The organism is Telluria sp. LT2P34 (genome assembly GCF_059685915.1).
The window spans coordinates 14925-28049 of the sequence record NZ_JCASIN010000008.1 but is presented as its reverse complement, the minus strand read 5'-3'; the positions used below and the strand labels follow the sequence as shown (position 1 = coordinate 28049).

The following is a 13125-nucleotide window of genomic DNA, read 5'->3' as shown; positions in this document are numbered from 1 at the left end:
CTTCGTTCACATCATTGCTGTTGGCATTAAGCCGTTCTGCCGGTTCGTCTAGCTGACGTCATAAAGCCGATTTTCATACTTGATTTCGTTGTACCGCTGGCTATGATGGATTATCAACGTAGATCAGTTGGGGGGAGCGAACTATGATATTCACAAAAATATACGAGTCATATCCTGTCAAATTTTTCAATGTCGTAATACTTTCTGCTGTTTGTATATCATCTACAACTTTTGCTGCGGACACTATTGTAGGTACGCCAAAGCCTGGCATCACAAACAATGGTGACTATCTTGAGCGTGGTCGCTACCTTGTACGAGTTGCAGGATGCAACGATTGCCATACAGCCAAGTATGCGCAGACTGACGGAAAAGTCCTGGAAAAGGAATGGTTGCTTGGGGACCGCCTTGGGTTTCGTGGCCCATGGGGGACTACCTACCCGGCCAACCTACGTTTGACCATGAGTAAAATCACGGAAAGCGACTGGATGAAGACCGCTCAAACAACAAAGCTGCGACCTCCAATGCCCTGGTTCGCATTGCGCGACATGGATAAGGAGGATGTACGCGCAATCTATCGCTTCATACGTTACTTAGGGCCTGCAGGTGTTTCCGCCCCAGCATATGTTCCACCAAACGAAGTTCCCGTTGGACCCTATGTCCAGTTCCCTATGCCACCGAAATAATTGGCAACTCATAGTTAGCCTTACCTTCATAAGGGTTGCAAGTAGTCATACTAAATGACTAGTAGCTACCTTGTATCTAAAGGCTATCCATTTGGGTATCCTTTTTTTTGCCCTCTGCTAACAGTGCAGTGAGGAGCTCAACGCCAAGGGGATGTGATGCGGATCGTGAAGCCAGCCGAACTAGTCAAGCGGTGACCGCATGAGTCACGATCTGGCGCGGCTCGAGGCTAAGCTCGACAGCCTCCTTGCCTTGCTCGAGCAGCCAGCGGTGCCGCTGGCCGATCAGCTCTGGGATATGGCAATGGTAGCGAAGTATTTTCACCGGACGTGCGCAATACTCGCACTTGTACGGCTCACTGTACAAGTCTTCATCTGTTAGATACCTGCTAACACCTACGACAAAATTCATACTAAATTCGCTAATTACACTATCTAACTACGACTAATTCCACCGGATAAGCAACGGAGTACACCCATGAGAATCATTAATTTTTCTGATGCTCGTAACAGTCTTCGGACTGTTATCGACCAAGTAGTCGAGGATGCTGACGTAACGGTAATCTCACGTCGCGATGCGGCTGACGCCGTCGTCATGTCCTTCGATCATTACAGCAGCCTCATGGAGACTGTCTACTTGTTAAGCTCGCCTGCAAATGCGGCTCACTTGGCAAAGTCCATAGCGCAGGCCCGCGCAGGTCAAGCGAAGCATCGGGATCTAATTGAAGTATCCGACGCTAAGGAAAAGCAAGATGCGCAATCTGAAGTTCACGGATGAGTCTTGGAGCGACTACATTTACTGGCAAACGCAAGACAAGAAAGCGCTGAGACGCATCAACGATCTAATAAGAGATGTTCGGCGCAATCTTTTCGTAGGAATCGGCAAGCCCGAGCCTTTAAAGCACAGCTTAAGCAGCTTATGGTCTAGGCGGATAGACGAGGCAAACCGCGTGGTCTATGAGGCAGATGACGACGAGATCACGATCATCAGCTGCCGCTACCACTACTGACCTTGAAGGGCTCCTCAACCGAGGAGCCCTTTTTATTCCCTCGCATGCATCGCCGCCGGTACTGTTGCCCCGCGATGAGGCTTGTAGCTCCATACCTTCTAAAAGGTCTTGGCACGTTCCTGCTTGAACGCTCTAATCGCAAACTTGAAAGGCTCGAAATAAAGGATCGTATCCTGCCGAGCCAGCGCTATGAGATGAGCCCCAAAGCTGGTGCGTTCAGAATCATAAACCGGCATCACTGTCTCGGTCTTGAACGAGAAAAAGCCTTTGAGGGGCGCAATGGCCAAACGGCCAATGCGAATTAGGCGAGAATTTAAGAACATTTTTTCCTCCAATGCATGTGGGTATTCTGCCACTAAAACTTGATCGAGTCATCAGGTACGCTGGCAATCGAATACTGCCTGTACGCTGTTCGCGACGTCGCGGCGGTGAAGATCGACCGAATTTTTCCTGACCGGCATGGAGCGTCCGGACGCATGTTGGAAGCTGTGCATGCTTATCGACCAGTAGCTCTGGAAGGGGTCAAGTCCATCGCCGAGGGCGCCGAGACCGAGGCGATGTTTGCCTTCGCCCAGGCCGCAAAAGTGGATATGGTGCAGGGCTAGTCTGTCGATGGCCTCGTTGGAACGGACTGGATGGGCGCGGCGATTGGCGCGATTGAGAGCGACAGCGTGACGATGGCGCAGATAGGCGTTTGGTAATCTTAGTAGCAGAAAGCATTCCAGCGGAGACTTGCCCATCCGGGTAGACGATACTCGGCGTCTTGCTCAGTCCCAAGCGCCCAGCGAGCACCAGATTCTGTTCCAGCGCGGGCGCATCACACTTCTTCAAACTCGCTGGCTGGCCTGCAGCGATTTTCTTTCACTCTAGCACCGGATTTCCCGCACACCAGACGTTCATTGACAGGACGCGACTCGTCTCGGTGACATCGGGACGCATGTGCTGGTAGACCTTGATATTCTCCAGGCAGTCAAGCTCAGGCTCGATCTTTCGGCAGTATGAGCATTTCGTGCTCGAGAAAACGTGAGTTGCTCGCGAGCTATCGCCGAGGGTGGTCTTGAAGGTCGCGTCGGCCGTGATCGCGCACATGGACGACGCGTCGAGCTGCGCAACACCTGTCGGACTTGAAGTAAGTTGACGCAAAAACCCGTAGCAGCCAGAACACCAGCACCGGTGTCCAGCTTCTTCATCGGGAATGGTTTGTCGACTTGCGCCAGGAGGTTCGGGAGTTACTATAAATACATAGATCGTACTTTACCGAGCAGCTTTTTAGGAGCGCAAAATGCTAGAACTTTTCGACACTCTCATGAACACCAACCCGATCCACATCCTGCTGACCGTGGTCGGCGTCCTCGCGATGTGCAGCGGCGGCTCGATCTGCGAGGAAGATCCCGAAGACAATAGCGATTACGAGAACGCGAGCTGGAACCCTGCAAGCGTGAATTACAATGACTGATTCTGGGCGAATGAATCCAAGACCAAGAGCGGACGTACTATAGGTACTGAGTACTTAACTCATCCTTGCCAGGAGCGATATGCTGACGGACGTTCTAGAGTGGCTGTCCCCTTACCGTAATTTCTTCAGTGTCCTCCTCGTATAAGGATGATCGACGGCGGCCAGGTCAGTCTGTAAGACGCGCGTAATGCCAGTACCGACTGGTTGGGTCTCGCGCACCGAACCTGATCAGCCGCAGCGGACGCGCTGGCGGAAAAACATTCCTAGCTAATCTGAACTGAACCCAAAAGTTGGACACCAACTTTTGGGGTTTTACATGGCGAAGTACGACGAGCATTTCAAGCTGACGTTGGTGCAGCAGTACTTAAATGGGGCGGCGGGCGTTAAGTCGCTTGCGAAGCAGCATGGGATGGAACATGGAGTGTTATGGCGATGGGTTCTGGCTTTTCGCGCCCATGGTTTGGATGGACTGAAGAAGAAGTTCAGCCATTACAGCGCAGAGTTCAAGCTGTCAGTGCTGCGGCACATGTGGGACAATTCGCTTGCCCTTGGCCAGACGGCTGCATTGTTCAACATCCGCAACCACGCAGCTTGAGTATCTGGGAACGCCAATATCGTCGAGCAGGCCTGGATGGTTTGGCGACGCGCCTTACGAGGAAGGCCGAAGTCAATGTCAGTCGCTCCACCACCGCCAGAATCGAAACCCGATAAAGAGAAGTCACGGGAGGATTTGCAGGCCGAGCTGGACTATCTACGCATGGAGAATGCTTACCTAAAAAAGTTGCAAGCCTTAGTTAAGGCCAGGCCAAAGCCAGCGTCGCCGAAAAAGCGCAAATAGTGCAAGAACTGAGGCAGCAACATCCGATTGCTGGTCTGCTCAAAGTGGCGCAGCTTCCCCGAAGCACGTTATACTACCGGCAGAAAGTACTTCGGCAGGACGACAAGCACGGGCAGCTGAAAGAGATCATCAAGACCGTTTTCGAGCAGCACAAGGGACGCTATGGCTAACGACGTATCACGGCAGCGGTGCGCAAGTTGGGTAGCTGCGTCAACCACAAGACGGTCCAGCGACTGATAGGCGTGCTAAGCCTGAAATCGTTAATGCGACCGAAGAGATATCGTTCATTCAAGGGCGAGGTAGAGCACGCGGCACCAAACCAACTGCAGCGTCGCTTCGCTGCAGACATTGCCAATCAAAAATGGGTGACCGACGTAACGGAGTTCAACGTCGCCGGACAGAAACTATACCTGTCGCAGGTACTGGATCTGTACAATGGCGAGATCGTCGCGTTCAAGACAAGCAAACGTCCTGTATTGACCTCGTCAACTCGATGCTGAGAAAGGCATTGGATAAGCTATCGCCAGATGAGAAGCCGATGCTGCATTCGAACCTGGGATGGCAGTATCGAATGCCCGCCTATCAACGCCAGCTTCGAGAGCGCCAACTGGTGCAGAGCATGTCGCGTAAGGGGAACTGCTATGACAACGCACCCATGGAAAGCTTTTCCGGGGTGCTCAAGTCGGAGTTCTTTTACCTGAACAAATTTGACAGCCTCGATGCATTGCGTGATGGGCTGGCCGACTACATCCACTACTACAACCACGACAGGATCAAGTCGAAACTAAAAGGGCTGAGTCCTGTGCAATACAGAACCCAGCCCTTGGCTGTCTACAATCTTAACCGTCCAACTTTACGGGGTCAGTTCATAATCCCCAGGCATTTTTTTCATACTTAGCACGCGGCGGCGAAGTGGTTTGCCGCCGCCTCAAGCGCTGCAAGATTCTGCGTCCCAGGCGCGAGCCAATCAGTGCAATGCCGGCTGCTGTGGTACTCCCACAGCGCCTGGGTCACACGCGGCTCAACATAAGCACCAGCCATCATCAATTCTGCCGACAGACGAATGCAATCGTTCACACGCTCCAGCGGCACTGTTTTGAGTCTATCGGAGGGAATCGATGGAACTGCTGCAGCAATTGCAAGCATCGTTCGATCGGGCGAATCAAATGTTGCGTCCCGGCCGAAGGAGCCAAAGTAGGCCGAGGTTACGCTTTTGCGAGAGTGCCCCAGCAGTTCACTGATTTGCACACGCTTTAAATCCAAGTTCTCTTTCAGCATCTGGCCGCTGGTGCCGCCCAAGGTAGGAGGAATCACATTAACGATCAGCGCTGCATTCTCAGCATATTGAGCTCGCAAGCCGTGACCCGTTACATTGCTAATGGCTTTCGTAATCCCAATTTTCGCTAACATCTTATGCCATTTGCTCAGGTTATAGGCAATCGTAGCCGCCTGTCCGTTACGCTTAGTGGTCCAGCCCAAATGTTCGCTTTTCTTGATCAGGGATTTTACATGGTCTAAAACTACTCGCTGCTCCGGTGTGTCAATGTAAATGTTCCGGGGCCGGTTGCCTTTAGTTCTATATGCAGCAAAATGGATTTCCCTATCCACTTCCCATGGATAGCATTCGAGAACTTCATGCCTGCGTAGCCCGAAGGCTACAGCCAGGCGTAACATAGCGCCGAACCGAATGTCCAAAGCATCGGCTTCCCTAACCTTTACAGCGATATCAATGCCGTTAGCGGCCCAGCTCTTACTCAATGTGGCTGCGGACGTAACCCGAAGCTCAGCTGTTGGAACGTGAGGCAGATAATATGCCGCGGTTTTAACCATTTCGCCTTTGCCGATCCACCGGCAGAAGATTCGAAGGTATGACAGCTTGACTTGAATTGTTTTAGGGGTGAAACCGTCAGTATGCCACGATGTACAGAGCGCAGTAACGTGCTTCTCGCCAAGATTATCTGGTTTTTGCAGTCGAAATCCCAAGGACGACAGCCTATTGAAGTCAGCATGAATCGCTTCCCCAATTGCCGTCTTCGTCCTCTCACTGGCTACCTTGCCGTTAGTCCTCGTTCCTGAGTTCACGTGCAGAATTGCGTTAATTTGATGTTTTAGCGAGTCCATACTTGCTCCATTAGATTAAGACGTGCGGAAAAGACACATCTCTGTACGCGCAGCGACGTTACGCGCAGAGAGATGCAGCCTTGCCATCGATTTCGAAATTGCTACAACCTGCCGGGGAGAGGGACCCAAACGTAAGCACACTAATTTCATGCAGTCTCCCCTCTTGGCAAGAAGACAACATGTCGGCACCTTTCGACAACCGATCGCCTGACTTACTGCTGCCAGGCCCGGAACGCTCACGTGGTTTCTCACGTAGCGCTTCCTGCCCCAGGGGCAGGCCTTTGGTGGCGCTATCACCAGATGGTTTTGCTCACGCCCTTGAGCGTCGCGGAGGCTGCATTGGCACTAGCTCTTGGCCAGCGATTCCTGCGTCTGGGAGCTTCCAGATATCCGCCTGTCTATGTCTCGATGTAAATGTCTTTGGCCCGGATTGGGGCCAACGGCGCAGCTGCTGCCGAGCTGCTGTTGTCACGTTCCGAAATCCGGCCGACCGTCCTAGCAAAAATGCGCTGGAACTTTGCGATCAGTGTGAAATCAGTGTTCCCAACTGACGCCGGGCTCCGATGCAGCCTGGATTTTGTCATCACTCAGTGTTCCTCTAGGTTTCCTGCACACTGCCAAAAAAATTGGTGCAGGAATGCACCGACAGGCAGGAAGAAGAACGGATTGAAGTTGTGTTGCCAGGCCAAATTTCCCTGGTCAGGAGGCATGCGCTAAGGCGGCGTACTAATTGGTGCTTTTCTATTCCATAGGAATCGAAAAGGTGGTGGGTTACAACAATGCCGCATGGCGACGAAGAGAAGTCTAAAGCGTTTTCTGCTAAAAGCAAACCTAAATCCTTACGTAAAACGAGGTGCTTTCATCGACCTTTCAATTGGATGCACGGTGTAATGTAGCAACTAGCTGGCGGATAGCATCTGGGTAGCACCCAGGTAGCACCCAGGTAGCAACCAGGTAGCACCCAGGTAGCACTAAAGGTAGCATCGAAGTAGCATCCAAATAGTACCCGCTGATTTTCCCGACCAATATGCAACTGGCGGCTTTGCGATAGCTTTAGCCTACCCCATGATGACGCGACTCCCTATTTCTTTGTTTGAGCCAGCTGCAAATGCTGAGTCTAAAGCGGCGCAGGTCGCCGAGCTACTCCCGGAAATTGAGGCAGCACTGGCCGCAGGGCACAGTCACCAGGTTATCTTCGAACAGATCAGAAATACAGTAGGACTCGACCTTACGCTCGGGTATTACAAAAATACGCTACACCGGCTCAGGCAGCGCAATAAGGCTCAGGCAAAATATGCCACGATCCCCGTAGCAGTACAGGATCGGCCAGCGCCGCTGAAACCGGTTCAGCGGACCACTACGCCGCAATCAAATGATGCGCCTCGAAGTAAGTTGCAGGCGGTGTTAAGCGAGCCGATAGGCGACTTTTTTTCATAAGGAAATTATATGAGTAATACTATTCACTTGGTAATGATGGGTAAAGGCGGCGTTGGTAAGTCGCTTATTGCGGTAACGCTGGCTCAATATCTCGTAGCTATCGGTCGCCCGCTTAACTGCGTCGATCTCGATCCTACCAGCCCGACTTTTAAGCAGTTTAGAGCACTCAACGTCGAGCATATCGATATCGCTGATAGTGAGTGCAACATCGACCCGACTCGCTTCGATGTACTGATGGAAAAGATTCTCGCGTCAGAGACGGACTGGGTTATCGACACCGGCGCACCGACGTTTATGCCGCTTGTAAATTACCTTGCGGAGAATGAAGTTTTTTCATTCCTCGTTAAATCTGGCCGTCGCGTCGTAATTCATTCGCCCTTGGTCGGCGGGGTTGCCATGAATGAGACCATCAGCGGCCTGAAAGCGCTTCTAAAAATGAGTGAATGCCCTGTCGTCGTGTGGGAGAACGAATATTTCGGCGCTGTTGAATTGAACGGCAAGCGTTTCGTGCAAACCTCTGGGTATGAGCAGTTCAAGGACAGGGTTCTGGGCTTAGTTCTGCTCGCGAAGAAAAATCAAAAAACCGCCGAAGCGGATCTTCGCGCTATGCATGCGCGCCGGCTGACATGGAATGAAGCACTCGAGGACGACGGATTCATGACGATGCAGCGTAACCGGCTCACGATCATGCGTCGCGACATTTCAGACCAACTCGAAAAGATCGAACTGTAACGATGGTCGACCCTGCTGCGAGAAAAGCCATTACGTTCGAACTGTTCGCTGCCACTGGCGAGAGCATTCCAGAAGACGACCATATCGTCACAGGCGCTATCCTGTTTTCTCACAAGCTCAACGAGGTGGCCACCCTTTCGGCCAAACATATGCAGGCGGCGGGGCAACATGCAGCAGCTGCGATCCATGAAGCCTCTCAGAAAGCTTCGGTCGCGATGAACGAGTCAAGTCAGCAATGCGCGGCAGAAGCTGCTGCAGCGTCTGGAAAGGCAGACTTGGCCGCCCAGGCCGCTACCGCGCAGCTTGCTTGCTTAGCTGCTGAACGCATGCATCTAGTTAAGTCCGTTGAAGTTCAGGTGGCGAAAGCCTTGCGACAGGCAACCCGGGCGAATGCTGGTCCGCTGTCGCTTCGCTATATTCCTGCCTGGTATGCCGTGGTCGGATCGCTGGCAGTGGGTGTTGCGCTGTCTGCAGGGTGGTGGCTGGGCGTGCAGCAAGGCACTGCACGCGCAGAAGAAGCTGCGGTCGGTCGCGCCTTTTCACGTGTTGTGCCCGAGCTGGATCCGAAGGTGCGGGCCCACATCATGGAACACCTGCAAAAAAAAGCTGGCTGACCCATTGGCGGCGCATAGCCCATTTGCGCCGCAGACTTCCGTTGCTACTCTCCGGTTACACCACCAAAAGGAGCACAGCATGTTCAACGGTCAAGCTACGAACGCCGACTTCACCCAGCACGACTGCGCGCAGCGCGACCGTGCTATTCTGCTCCGATCTCTGCGCGCTGGCCAGGCGATGCGCACGCCGACGCCGGCGTCAAGCGGATGGGGTACGGAAGTAACCAGCGAGGACCCGCGCTTCTTACGCGCCTACCTCGCCGGCAAAGGCGACCTGCTTGCCACCTGGTGGGAATTCAACAACACGATCTACATGACCGTCATCCCGGACGCATCGGTGGAACGTGCGAGGTTCTCGTTCCACAGCCTCCATCACGCCTGACCCTGGCCAAACTCAGCTTTGCTTTCTTGGTCGCCGACACCGCGGCCGACATTGAGCAGAACGGCGTGCTCGCGGCAGCGAGCAATGCGGTTGCGCGGGAAATGAAACGATAGCGCGACCAGCAAGAATGCAAAAAGGGAAGGCAGTGTGAACTGACCCGCAAAAGTTGGACACAACTTTTGGGGTTTTTTTTTATGGCGAAGTACGACGAGCAATTCAAGATCACAGTCGTCCAGGACTATCTACTGGATCGATCTGACGGTTTTCGTGCAGTGGCAAGGCGTTACGGGCTGACGAGCCATACGATGCTGGAGAGGTGGGTTCTGGCTTACCGGCTGCGTGGGGGCGCGGGGTTGGTCAAGAAGTCTAGTACGTACAATGCCGAATACAAATTGTCGGTACTGCAGCACATGTGGGAGAATCATCTATTGATCACCCAGACTGCCGCCAAGTTAGATATTCGTCACCATGCAGTGGTTGGCATCTGGGAGCGAGCATACCGAGATGGAGGCGTTGAGGCATTGGTCCCGCGCCCGCGAGGAAGATCTAGAGCAATGCCAACACCAACATCAGCGCCAGATAATCCGCCCGACGATGACAAACTCAGCCGCGAGCAATTGCTAGCCGAGGTGAAGCAGCTGCGTATAGAGCTCGCTTACACAAAAAAATTGCAAGCCTTAGTTCAAGCCCGGCAGCAGCAAACACTGCAGAAAAAGCGCAAGTAGTGCATGAACTAAGGCAGCTGTTTCCAATGGCTGGCTTGCTGAGGCTGGCCAGCCTAGCGCGCAGTACTTTTTACTATCAACGAAAATCTCTCGAAGCTGCCGACAAGTACGAGCAGCTCAAGGTACAGATTCGGACGATCTTCAGCAGCCACAAGGGCCGTTATGGTTACAGGCGCATCACGGCCGGGCTACGCCAGTTGGGATGCTAGGTCAACCACAAGACGGTTCAGCGCCTGATGGGCTCGCTGGGCTTGAAATCGCTGGTACGACCGAAGAAATATCGCTCGTTTAAAGGCGACGTGGGCCATGCTACGCCGAATGCGTTGCAGCGTCAGTTCAACGCACAAAGCGCCAATCAGAAGTGGGCGACGGACGTCACCGAATTTCACCTGGCTGGAGAAAAGCTTTACCTGTCGCCAGTGCTGGACCTGTACAACGGAGAGATTGTCGCTTTCGAGACGAGCAAACGACCTGCCTTTGCACTGGTCGATTCGATGCTCAAGAAAGCGCTGGCCAAGCTAGGACCAGATGAGAAGCCCATGTTGCATTCCGACCAAGGCTAGCAGTATCGGATGCCGGCCTACCAACGCCAGCTTAAAGAGCGTCAACTTGTGCAGAGCATGTCTCGTAAGGGAAACTGTCTCGACAATGCAGCCATGGAAAGCTTCTTCGCCGTGCTCAAGTCCGAGTACTTCCACCTGAACAGGTTCGACAGCATCGATGAGTTACGCGACGGCCTAGCTGACTATATCCACTATTACAACCACAAACGCATCAAGCTCAAACTAAAAGGCCTAAGTCCCGTTCAGTACAGGACTCAGGCCTTGGCCGCTTAGCAAACTAACCGTCCAACTTTGTCAGTTCAAGTGGCGTCCCTTTTTTTCGTCCTACGCTTTTGCTACCGGGGGGGATGCCACGGAGACTGCAATTGCAGCTCGGCGAGTTGTGCTTGACATCACGGTACGGCTCATCATGACACTCCAGTTGGAAAGGTATGTTGCATTGTGCCAATATCGTGTCTTTCCGAGTCTCAGAAAGTGGGGGCTGAAATCGGTAGAATTTCGGTCTCTATTGTTGACTTGCACTATCGGTCTGCCGCTATATCGTGGTTGTAAGTTTCAGATAAGAAACGCACGTAACCCCTCGAAAGGCAAGACCATGATGCAATTCAAGATCTCAGTTTCCGCCGTGGCAGTTGCTTTGTTTCTCCCCGCTTGCGGTGGTGGTGGCGGCAGCGATGCCCCATCGGCTCTAATCTCAACCACGCCGACTCGACCAGTTTCGGTTCCAGCACCAACACCTGCGCCACTCGTCACCGCTGCTGACATTCAAACGAGTGTTACAGCCTTCACTTACGCAGCGACTAGCGAAGAACACAAATTCGTTACCCTCTACAATCAGTTCCGCGCACGGGTTGGTCTCGGCATCCTGGCACAAAGTCCTCAGCTGGACATGGCTGCGGCAAACCACCTGGCTTATGTCCTCAAGAACGACGTCACCACTGGCGGTAAAGTAAACATGAAGGCGGTCGATCCGGCAACTGGCCGAGCCTGGTTCCACATCGAGCACGGCGATAAGCCGCTGTTCACTGGCGTGCAAGAAGCCGACCGGGCAAAGTTTGTGGGGTATGCCGGTACCGGCGTCGGCGAACAGGGCACGTTTGGTGGCGGCAAAGGCGCGCAAGCCGCGTTCGATAGTGTTGCCTCGACCATCTATCATCGCGCTGGTTTGATGTTTGAAGCGAAGCGTGAAATTGGTATTGCGGTCGGTAAAGATCTTTCACAGACCTTTGTTTATGTGACTGGCAACCAGAAGCCACAGGTCAACCCAAGCGATTTCTTCGGTACGTATCCCGCTGCGAATCAAATTAGCGTCGGCCTGCATACTGGTGTGGAGTCGCCGAACCCGTTCCCTGACTTGTCAACCGCTAACGCCGATTTCCCAACTAAAACCGGTTATCCGGTCAGCGTTGTGGCAAAGGCAGGTGCAGTTCTTGAAGTGCTGTCGTTCACCCTGATCGAAGCAGGAAGCTTGACGCCGCTGGACACACGTATGATGACCCAGGCCAACGATCCGAACCGCTACCTCCCATCGAACTTCGCGTTCTTGGCCGCGAGGGCGCCGCTCAAGGCCACCACCACCTACACGGCAAAGTTTTCCGGCCGCGTGGTTAACGTCCTGCTCAACAAAGAGTGGCAGTTTACGACTCGCCAGTAGGATCAGCAGCACAGCTTGGCGGCTTGACCAACTATCGTTCATAGTAGTACCGCCGGGCAACGACCAGGCGTTTTTGGGCAGCAAGCTTACTTTGCTATCCTATTAGTATGGCCGCGTCCTTATCCCATCCAAAGTCACCCGAAGCGCATTGCGTTGTCCGCGAGTAAAGGTGTACTGGTAGGTCTTGGGATACGTTTCATTGTCGATCTCATAGACTTCCCATGCTCGATTTCGTCCGGCTCATGCATGCCACTGCTAAACGATTTAGTATTCATCGATAGGACACGTTTCTCTCCAATACATCGAACGCCGGCTCTAGCTCTTGCGGTGTACATGTCGGGTTGTCGTCGGCGCCATTGGCACAACCGCAGTCAGAGGTGTCTCTCGTGATATATGAGCGGGTAGGGCAAGTATTTTAGGCAGTGAAGTATTGCGTTCCGATGTAGCCATCGTCGCGCGCAGCAGGGTCAGGAGCAACCGCCTTTGTACGTGGCGGATGCAACGTACAACCATGAATGACCGGGCCATTCATAAATCCGCAGAACTGCGGTGGGAGGCGATTGACAATGTAGTGCTCACCGTCAGCCGTTACGCCGATGATGGCCAAGCCGGGAACCGACTCGAGGTAAGTGTTGCGGACGTGGTTGTCCATATCGAACTTTGTCTAGGGCGCCGGCTCTGTCACGTAGTAGCTGCGGTCAGTCACCGCTGGCGAGGCGGTCAACGCGGTCCTCATAGCGAGATTAAGGATGACATTGAGGACAGCTGGTTGCATTCTGGACGTTAGGTTTTATGGCTAAATTTTCATTCAGAACACATATGTCGAACGTCAGTTAGTAGCCGATTTACTTCAGAATTCGCATGGTTCGTTACGGAGCACGTCGAAAACAAGGCCCCGTTTTCGACGGGCGCC

14 protein-coding genes and 2 pseudogenes are annotated in these 13125 nt (G+C 53.2%); 13 read left to right on the top strand and 3 right to left on the bottom strand.

The features are described 5' to 3' along the window. Positions 1–143: 143 nt before the first annotated feature. The 4 genes from AC56KZ_RS18140 to AC56KZ_RS18125 all read left to right on the top strand — a co-directional run bounded on the left by AC56KZ_RS18140 (position 144) and on the right by AC56KZ_RS18125 (position 1690). Complete coding sequence (locus AC56KZ_RS18140; protein ID WP_497163586.1) at positions 144–683, top strand: cytochrome C; 540 nt, start codon at positions 144–146, stop codon at positions 681–683. Positions 684–882: 199 nt separating this feature from the next. After that, the gene (locus tag AC56KZ_RS18135; protein ID WP_497163585.1) at positions 883–1062 is read left to right on the top strand and encodes a hypothetical protein; all 180 of its coding nucleotides are present in this window, start codon (positions 883–885) and stop codon (positions 1060–1062) included. 96 nt (positions 1063–1158) lie between these two features. Further along, on the top strand, positions 1159–1458 hold the full coding sequence (locus AC56KZ_RS18130) for a type II toxin-antitoxin system Phd/YefM family antitoxin (RefSeq protein WP_497163584.1): 300 nt from the start codon (positions 1159–1161) through the stop codon (positions 1456–1458). Then, positions 1433–1690, top strand: a complete 258-nt coding sequence (locus tag AC56KZ_RS18125) for a Txe/YoeB family addiction module toxin (RefSeq protein WP_497163583.1) — start codon at positions 1433–1435, stop codon at positions 1688–1690. Before AC56KZ_RS18130 ends, AC56KZ_RS18125 begins: the two co-directional genes overlap by 26 nt. Positions 1691–1788: 98 nt before the next feature. Here AC56KZ_RS18125 and AC56KZ_RS18120 read toward each other — a convergent pair whose 3' ends face one another. Continuing rightward, on the bottom strand, positions 1789–2013 hold the full coding sequence (locus AC56KZ_RS18120; RefSeq protein WP_497163582.1) for a hypothetical protein: 225 nt from the start codon (positions 2011–2013) through the stop codon (positions 1789–1791). Between the two features lie 39 nt (positions 2014–2052). Between AC56KZ_RS18120 and AC56KZ_RS18115 the strand changes: the two genes are divergently transcribed. The 3 genes and pseudogenes from AC56KZ_RS18115 to AC56KZ_RS18105 form a co-directional block, all read left to right on the top strand. Then, positions 2053–2295, top strand: coding sequence for a hypothetical protein (locus AC56KZ_RS18115; RefSeq protein ID WP_497163581.1), 243 nt, complete (start codon positions 2053–2055; stop codon positions 2293–2295). A 677-nt stretch (positions 2296–2972) separates the two neighbouring features. After that, positions 2973–3146 (top strand): hypothetical protein, encoded by a 174-nt coding sequence (locus AC56KZ_RS18110; protein ID WP_497163580.1) that lies wholly within the window; start codon positions 2973–2975, stop codon positions 3144–3146. A 316-nt stretch (positions 3147–3462) separates the two neighbouring features. Then, positions 3463–4810, top strand: a pseudogene (locus tag AC56KZ_RS18105) (IS3 family transposase); the annotation flags it as partial. A gap of 68 nt (positions 4811–4878) precedes the next feature. On the opposite strand, the gene AC56KZ_RS18100 reads toward AC56KZ_RS18105, so the two are convergent. Further along, entirely contained in the window at positions 4879–6105 is a 1227-nt protein-coding gene (locus tag AC56KZ_RS18100; RefSeq protein WP_497163579.1) for an integrase domain-containing protein, read from the bottom strand. A gap of 1065 nt (positions 6106–7170) precedes the next feature. Between AC56KZ_RS18100 and AC56KZ_RS18095 the strand changes: the two genes are divergently transcribed. The 6 genes and pseudogenes from AC56KZ_RS18095 (at position 7171) to AC56KZ_RS18070 (ending at position 12212) form a co-directional block, all read left to right on the top strand. After that, positions 7171–7542 (top strand): hypothetical protein, encoded by a 372-nt coding sequence (locus tag AC56KZ_RS18095; protein WP_497163578.1) that lies wholly within the window; start codon positions 7171–7173, stop codon positions 7540–7542. A 9-nt stretch (positions 7543–7551) separates the two neighbouring features. Continuing rightward, on the top strand, positions 7552–8274 hold the full coding sequence (locus tag AC56KZ_RS18090) for a nucleotide-binding protein (protein WP_497163577.1): 723 nt from the start codon (positions 7552–7554) through the stop codon (positions 8272–8274). 2 nt (positions 8275–8276) lie between these two features. Next, positions 8277–8888 carry a hypothetical protein gene (locus AC56KZ_RS18085; RefSeq protein ID WP_497163576.1) on the top strand — a complete coding sequence of 204 codons (612 nt, stop codon included), beginning with the start codon at positions 8277–8279 and terminating at the stop codon, positions 8886–8888. A gap of 79 nt (positions 8889–8967) precedes the next feature. Next, positions 8968–9270, top strand: a complete 303-nt coding sequence (locus tag AC56KZ_RS18080; RefSeq protein ID WP_497163575.1) for a hypothetical protein — start codon at positions 8968–8970, stop codon at positions 9268–9270. Between the two features lie 194 nt (positions 9271–9464). Further along, a pseudogene (locus tag AC56KZ_RS18075) lies at positions 9465–10831 on the top strand (IS3 family transposase). Positions 10832–11153: 322 nt separating this feature from the next. Further along, the gene (locus AC56KZ_RS18070) at positions 11154–12212 is read left to right on the top strand and encodes a CAP domain-containing protein (RefSeq protein WP_497163574.1); all 1059 of its coding nucleotides are present in this window, start codon (positions 11154–11156) and stop codon (positions 12210–12212) included. Between the two features lie 415 nt (positions 12213–12627). Here the strand turns inward: AC56KZ_RS18070 and AC56KZ_RS18065 are convergent, their stop codons facing one another. After that, a complete protein-coding gene (locus AC56KZ_RS18065; RefSeq protein ID WP_497163573.1) occupies positions 12628–12864 on the bottom strand; it encodes a hypothetical protein in 237 nt (78 codons plus the stop codon). Positions 12865–13125: the final 261 nt, after the last annotated feature.

What these genes read in the sequence shown, in the direction of transcription:
- AC56KZ_RS18140 (WP_497163586.1), top strand. Translation starts at nt 144, where the DNA reads ATGATATTCACAAAAATATACGAGTCATATCCTGTCAAATTTTTCAAT.
- AC56KZ_RS18135 (WP_497163585.1), top strand. Translation starts at nt 883, where the DNA reads ATGAGTCACGATCTGGCGCGGCTCGAGGCTAAGCTCGACAGCCTCCTT.
- AC56KZ_RS18130 (WP_497163584.1), top strand. Translation starts at nt 1,159, where the DNA reads ATGAGAATCATTAATTTTTCTGATGCTCGTAACAGTCTTCGGACTGTT.
- AC56KZ_RS18125 (WP_497163583.1), top strand. Translation starts at nt 1,433, where the DNA reads ATGCGCAATCTGAAGTTCACGGATGAGTCTTGGAGCGACTACATTTAC.
- AC56KZ_RS18120 (WP_497163582.1), bottom strand. Translation starts at nt 2,013, where the DNA reads ATGTTCTTAAATTCTCGCCTAATTCGCATTGGCCGTTTGGCCATTGCG.
- AC56KZ_RS18110 (WP_497163580.1), top strand. Translation starts at nt 2,973, where the DNA reads ATGCTAGAACTTTTCGACACTCTCATGAACACCAACCCGATCCACATC.
- AC56KZ_RS18100 (WP_497163579.1), bottom strand. Translation starts at nt 6,105, where the DNA reads ATGGACTCGCTAAAACATCAAATTAACGCAATTCTGCACGTGAACTCA.
- AC56KZ_RS18095 (WP_497163578.1), top strand. Translation starts at nt 7,171, where the DNA reads ATGATGACGCGACTCCCTATTTCTTTGTTTGAGCCAGCTGCAAATGCT.
- AC56KZ_RS18090 (WP_497163577.1), top strand. Translation starts at nt 7,552, where the DNA reads ATGAGTAATACTATTCACTTGGTAATGATGGGTAAAGGCGGCGTTGGT.
- AC56KZ_RS18085 (WP_497163576.1), top strand. Translation starts at nt 8,277, where the DNA reads ATGGTCGACCCTGCTGCGAGAAAAGCCATTACGTTCGAACTGTTCGCT.
- AC56KZ_RS18080 (WP_497163575.1), top strand. Translation starts at nt 8,968, where the DNA reads ATGTTCAACGGTCAAGCTACGAACGCCGACTTCACCCAGCACGACTGC.
- AC56KZ_RS18070 (WP_497163574.1), top strand. Translation starts at nt 11,154, where the DNA reads ATGATGCAATTCAAGATCTCAGTTTCCGCCGTGGCAGTTGCTTTGTTT.
- AC56KZ_RS18065 (WP_497163573.1), bottom strand. Translation starts at nt 12,864, where the DNA reads ATGGACAACCACGTCCGCAACACTTACCTCGAGTCGGTTCCCGGCTTG.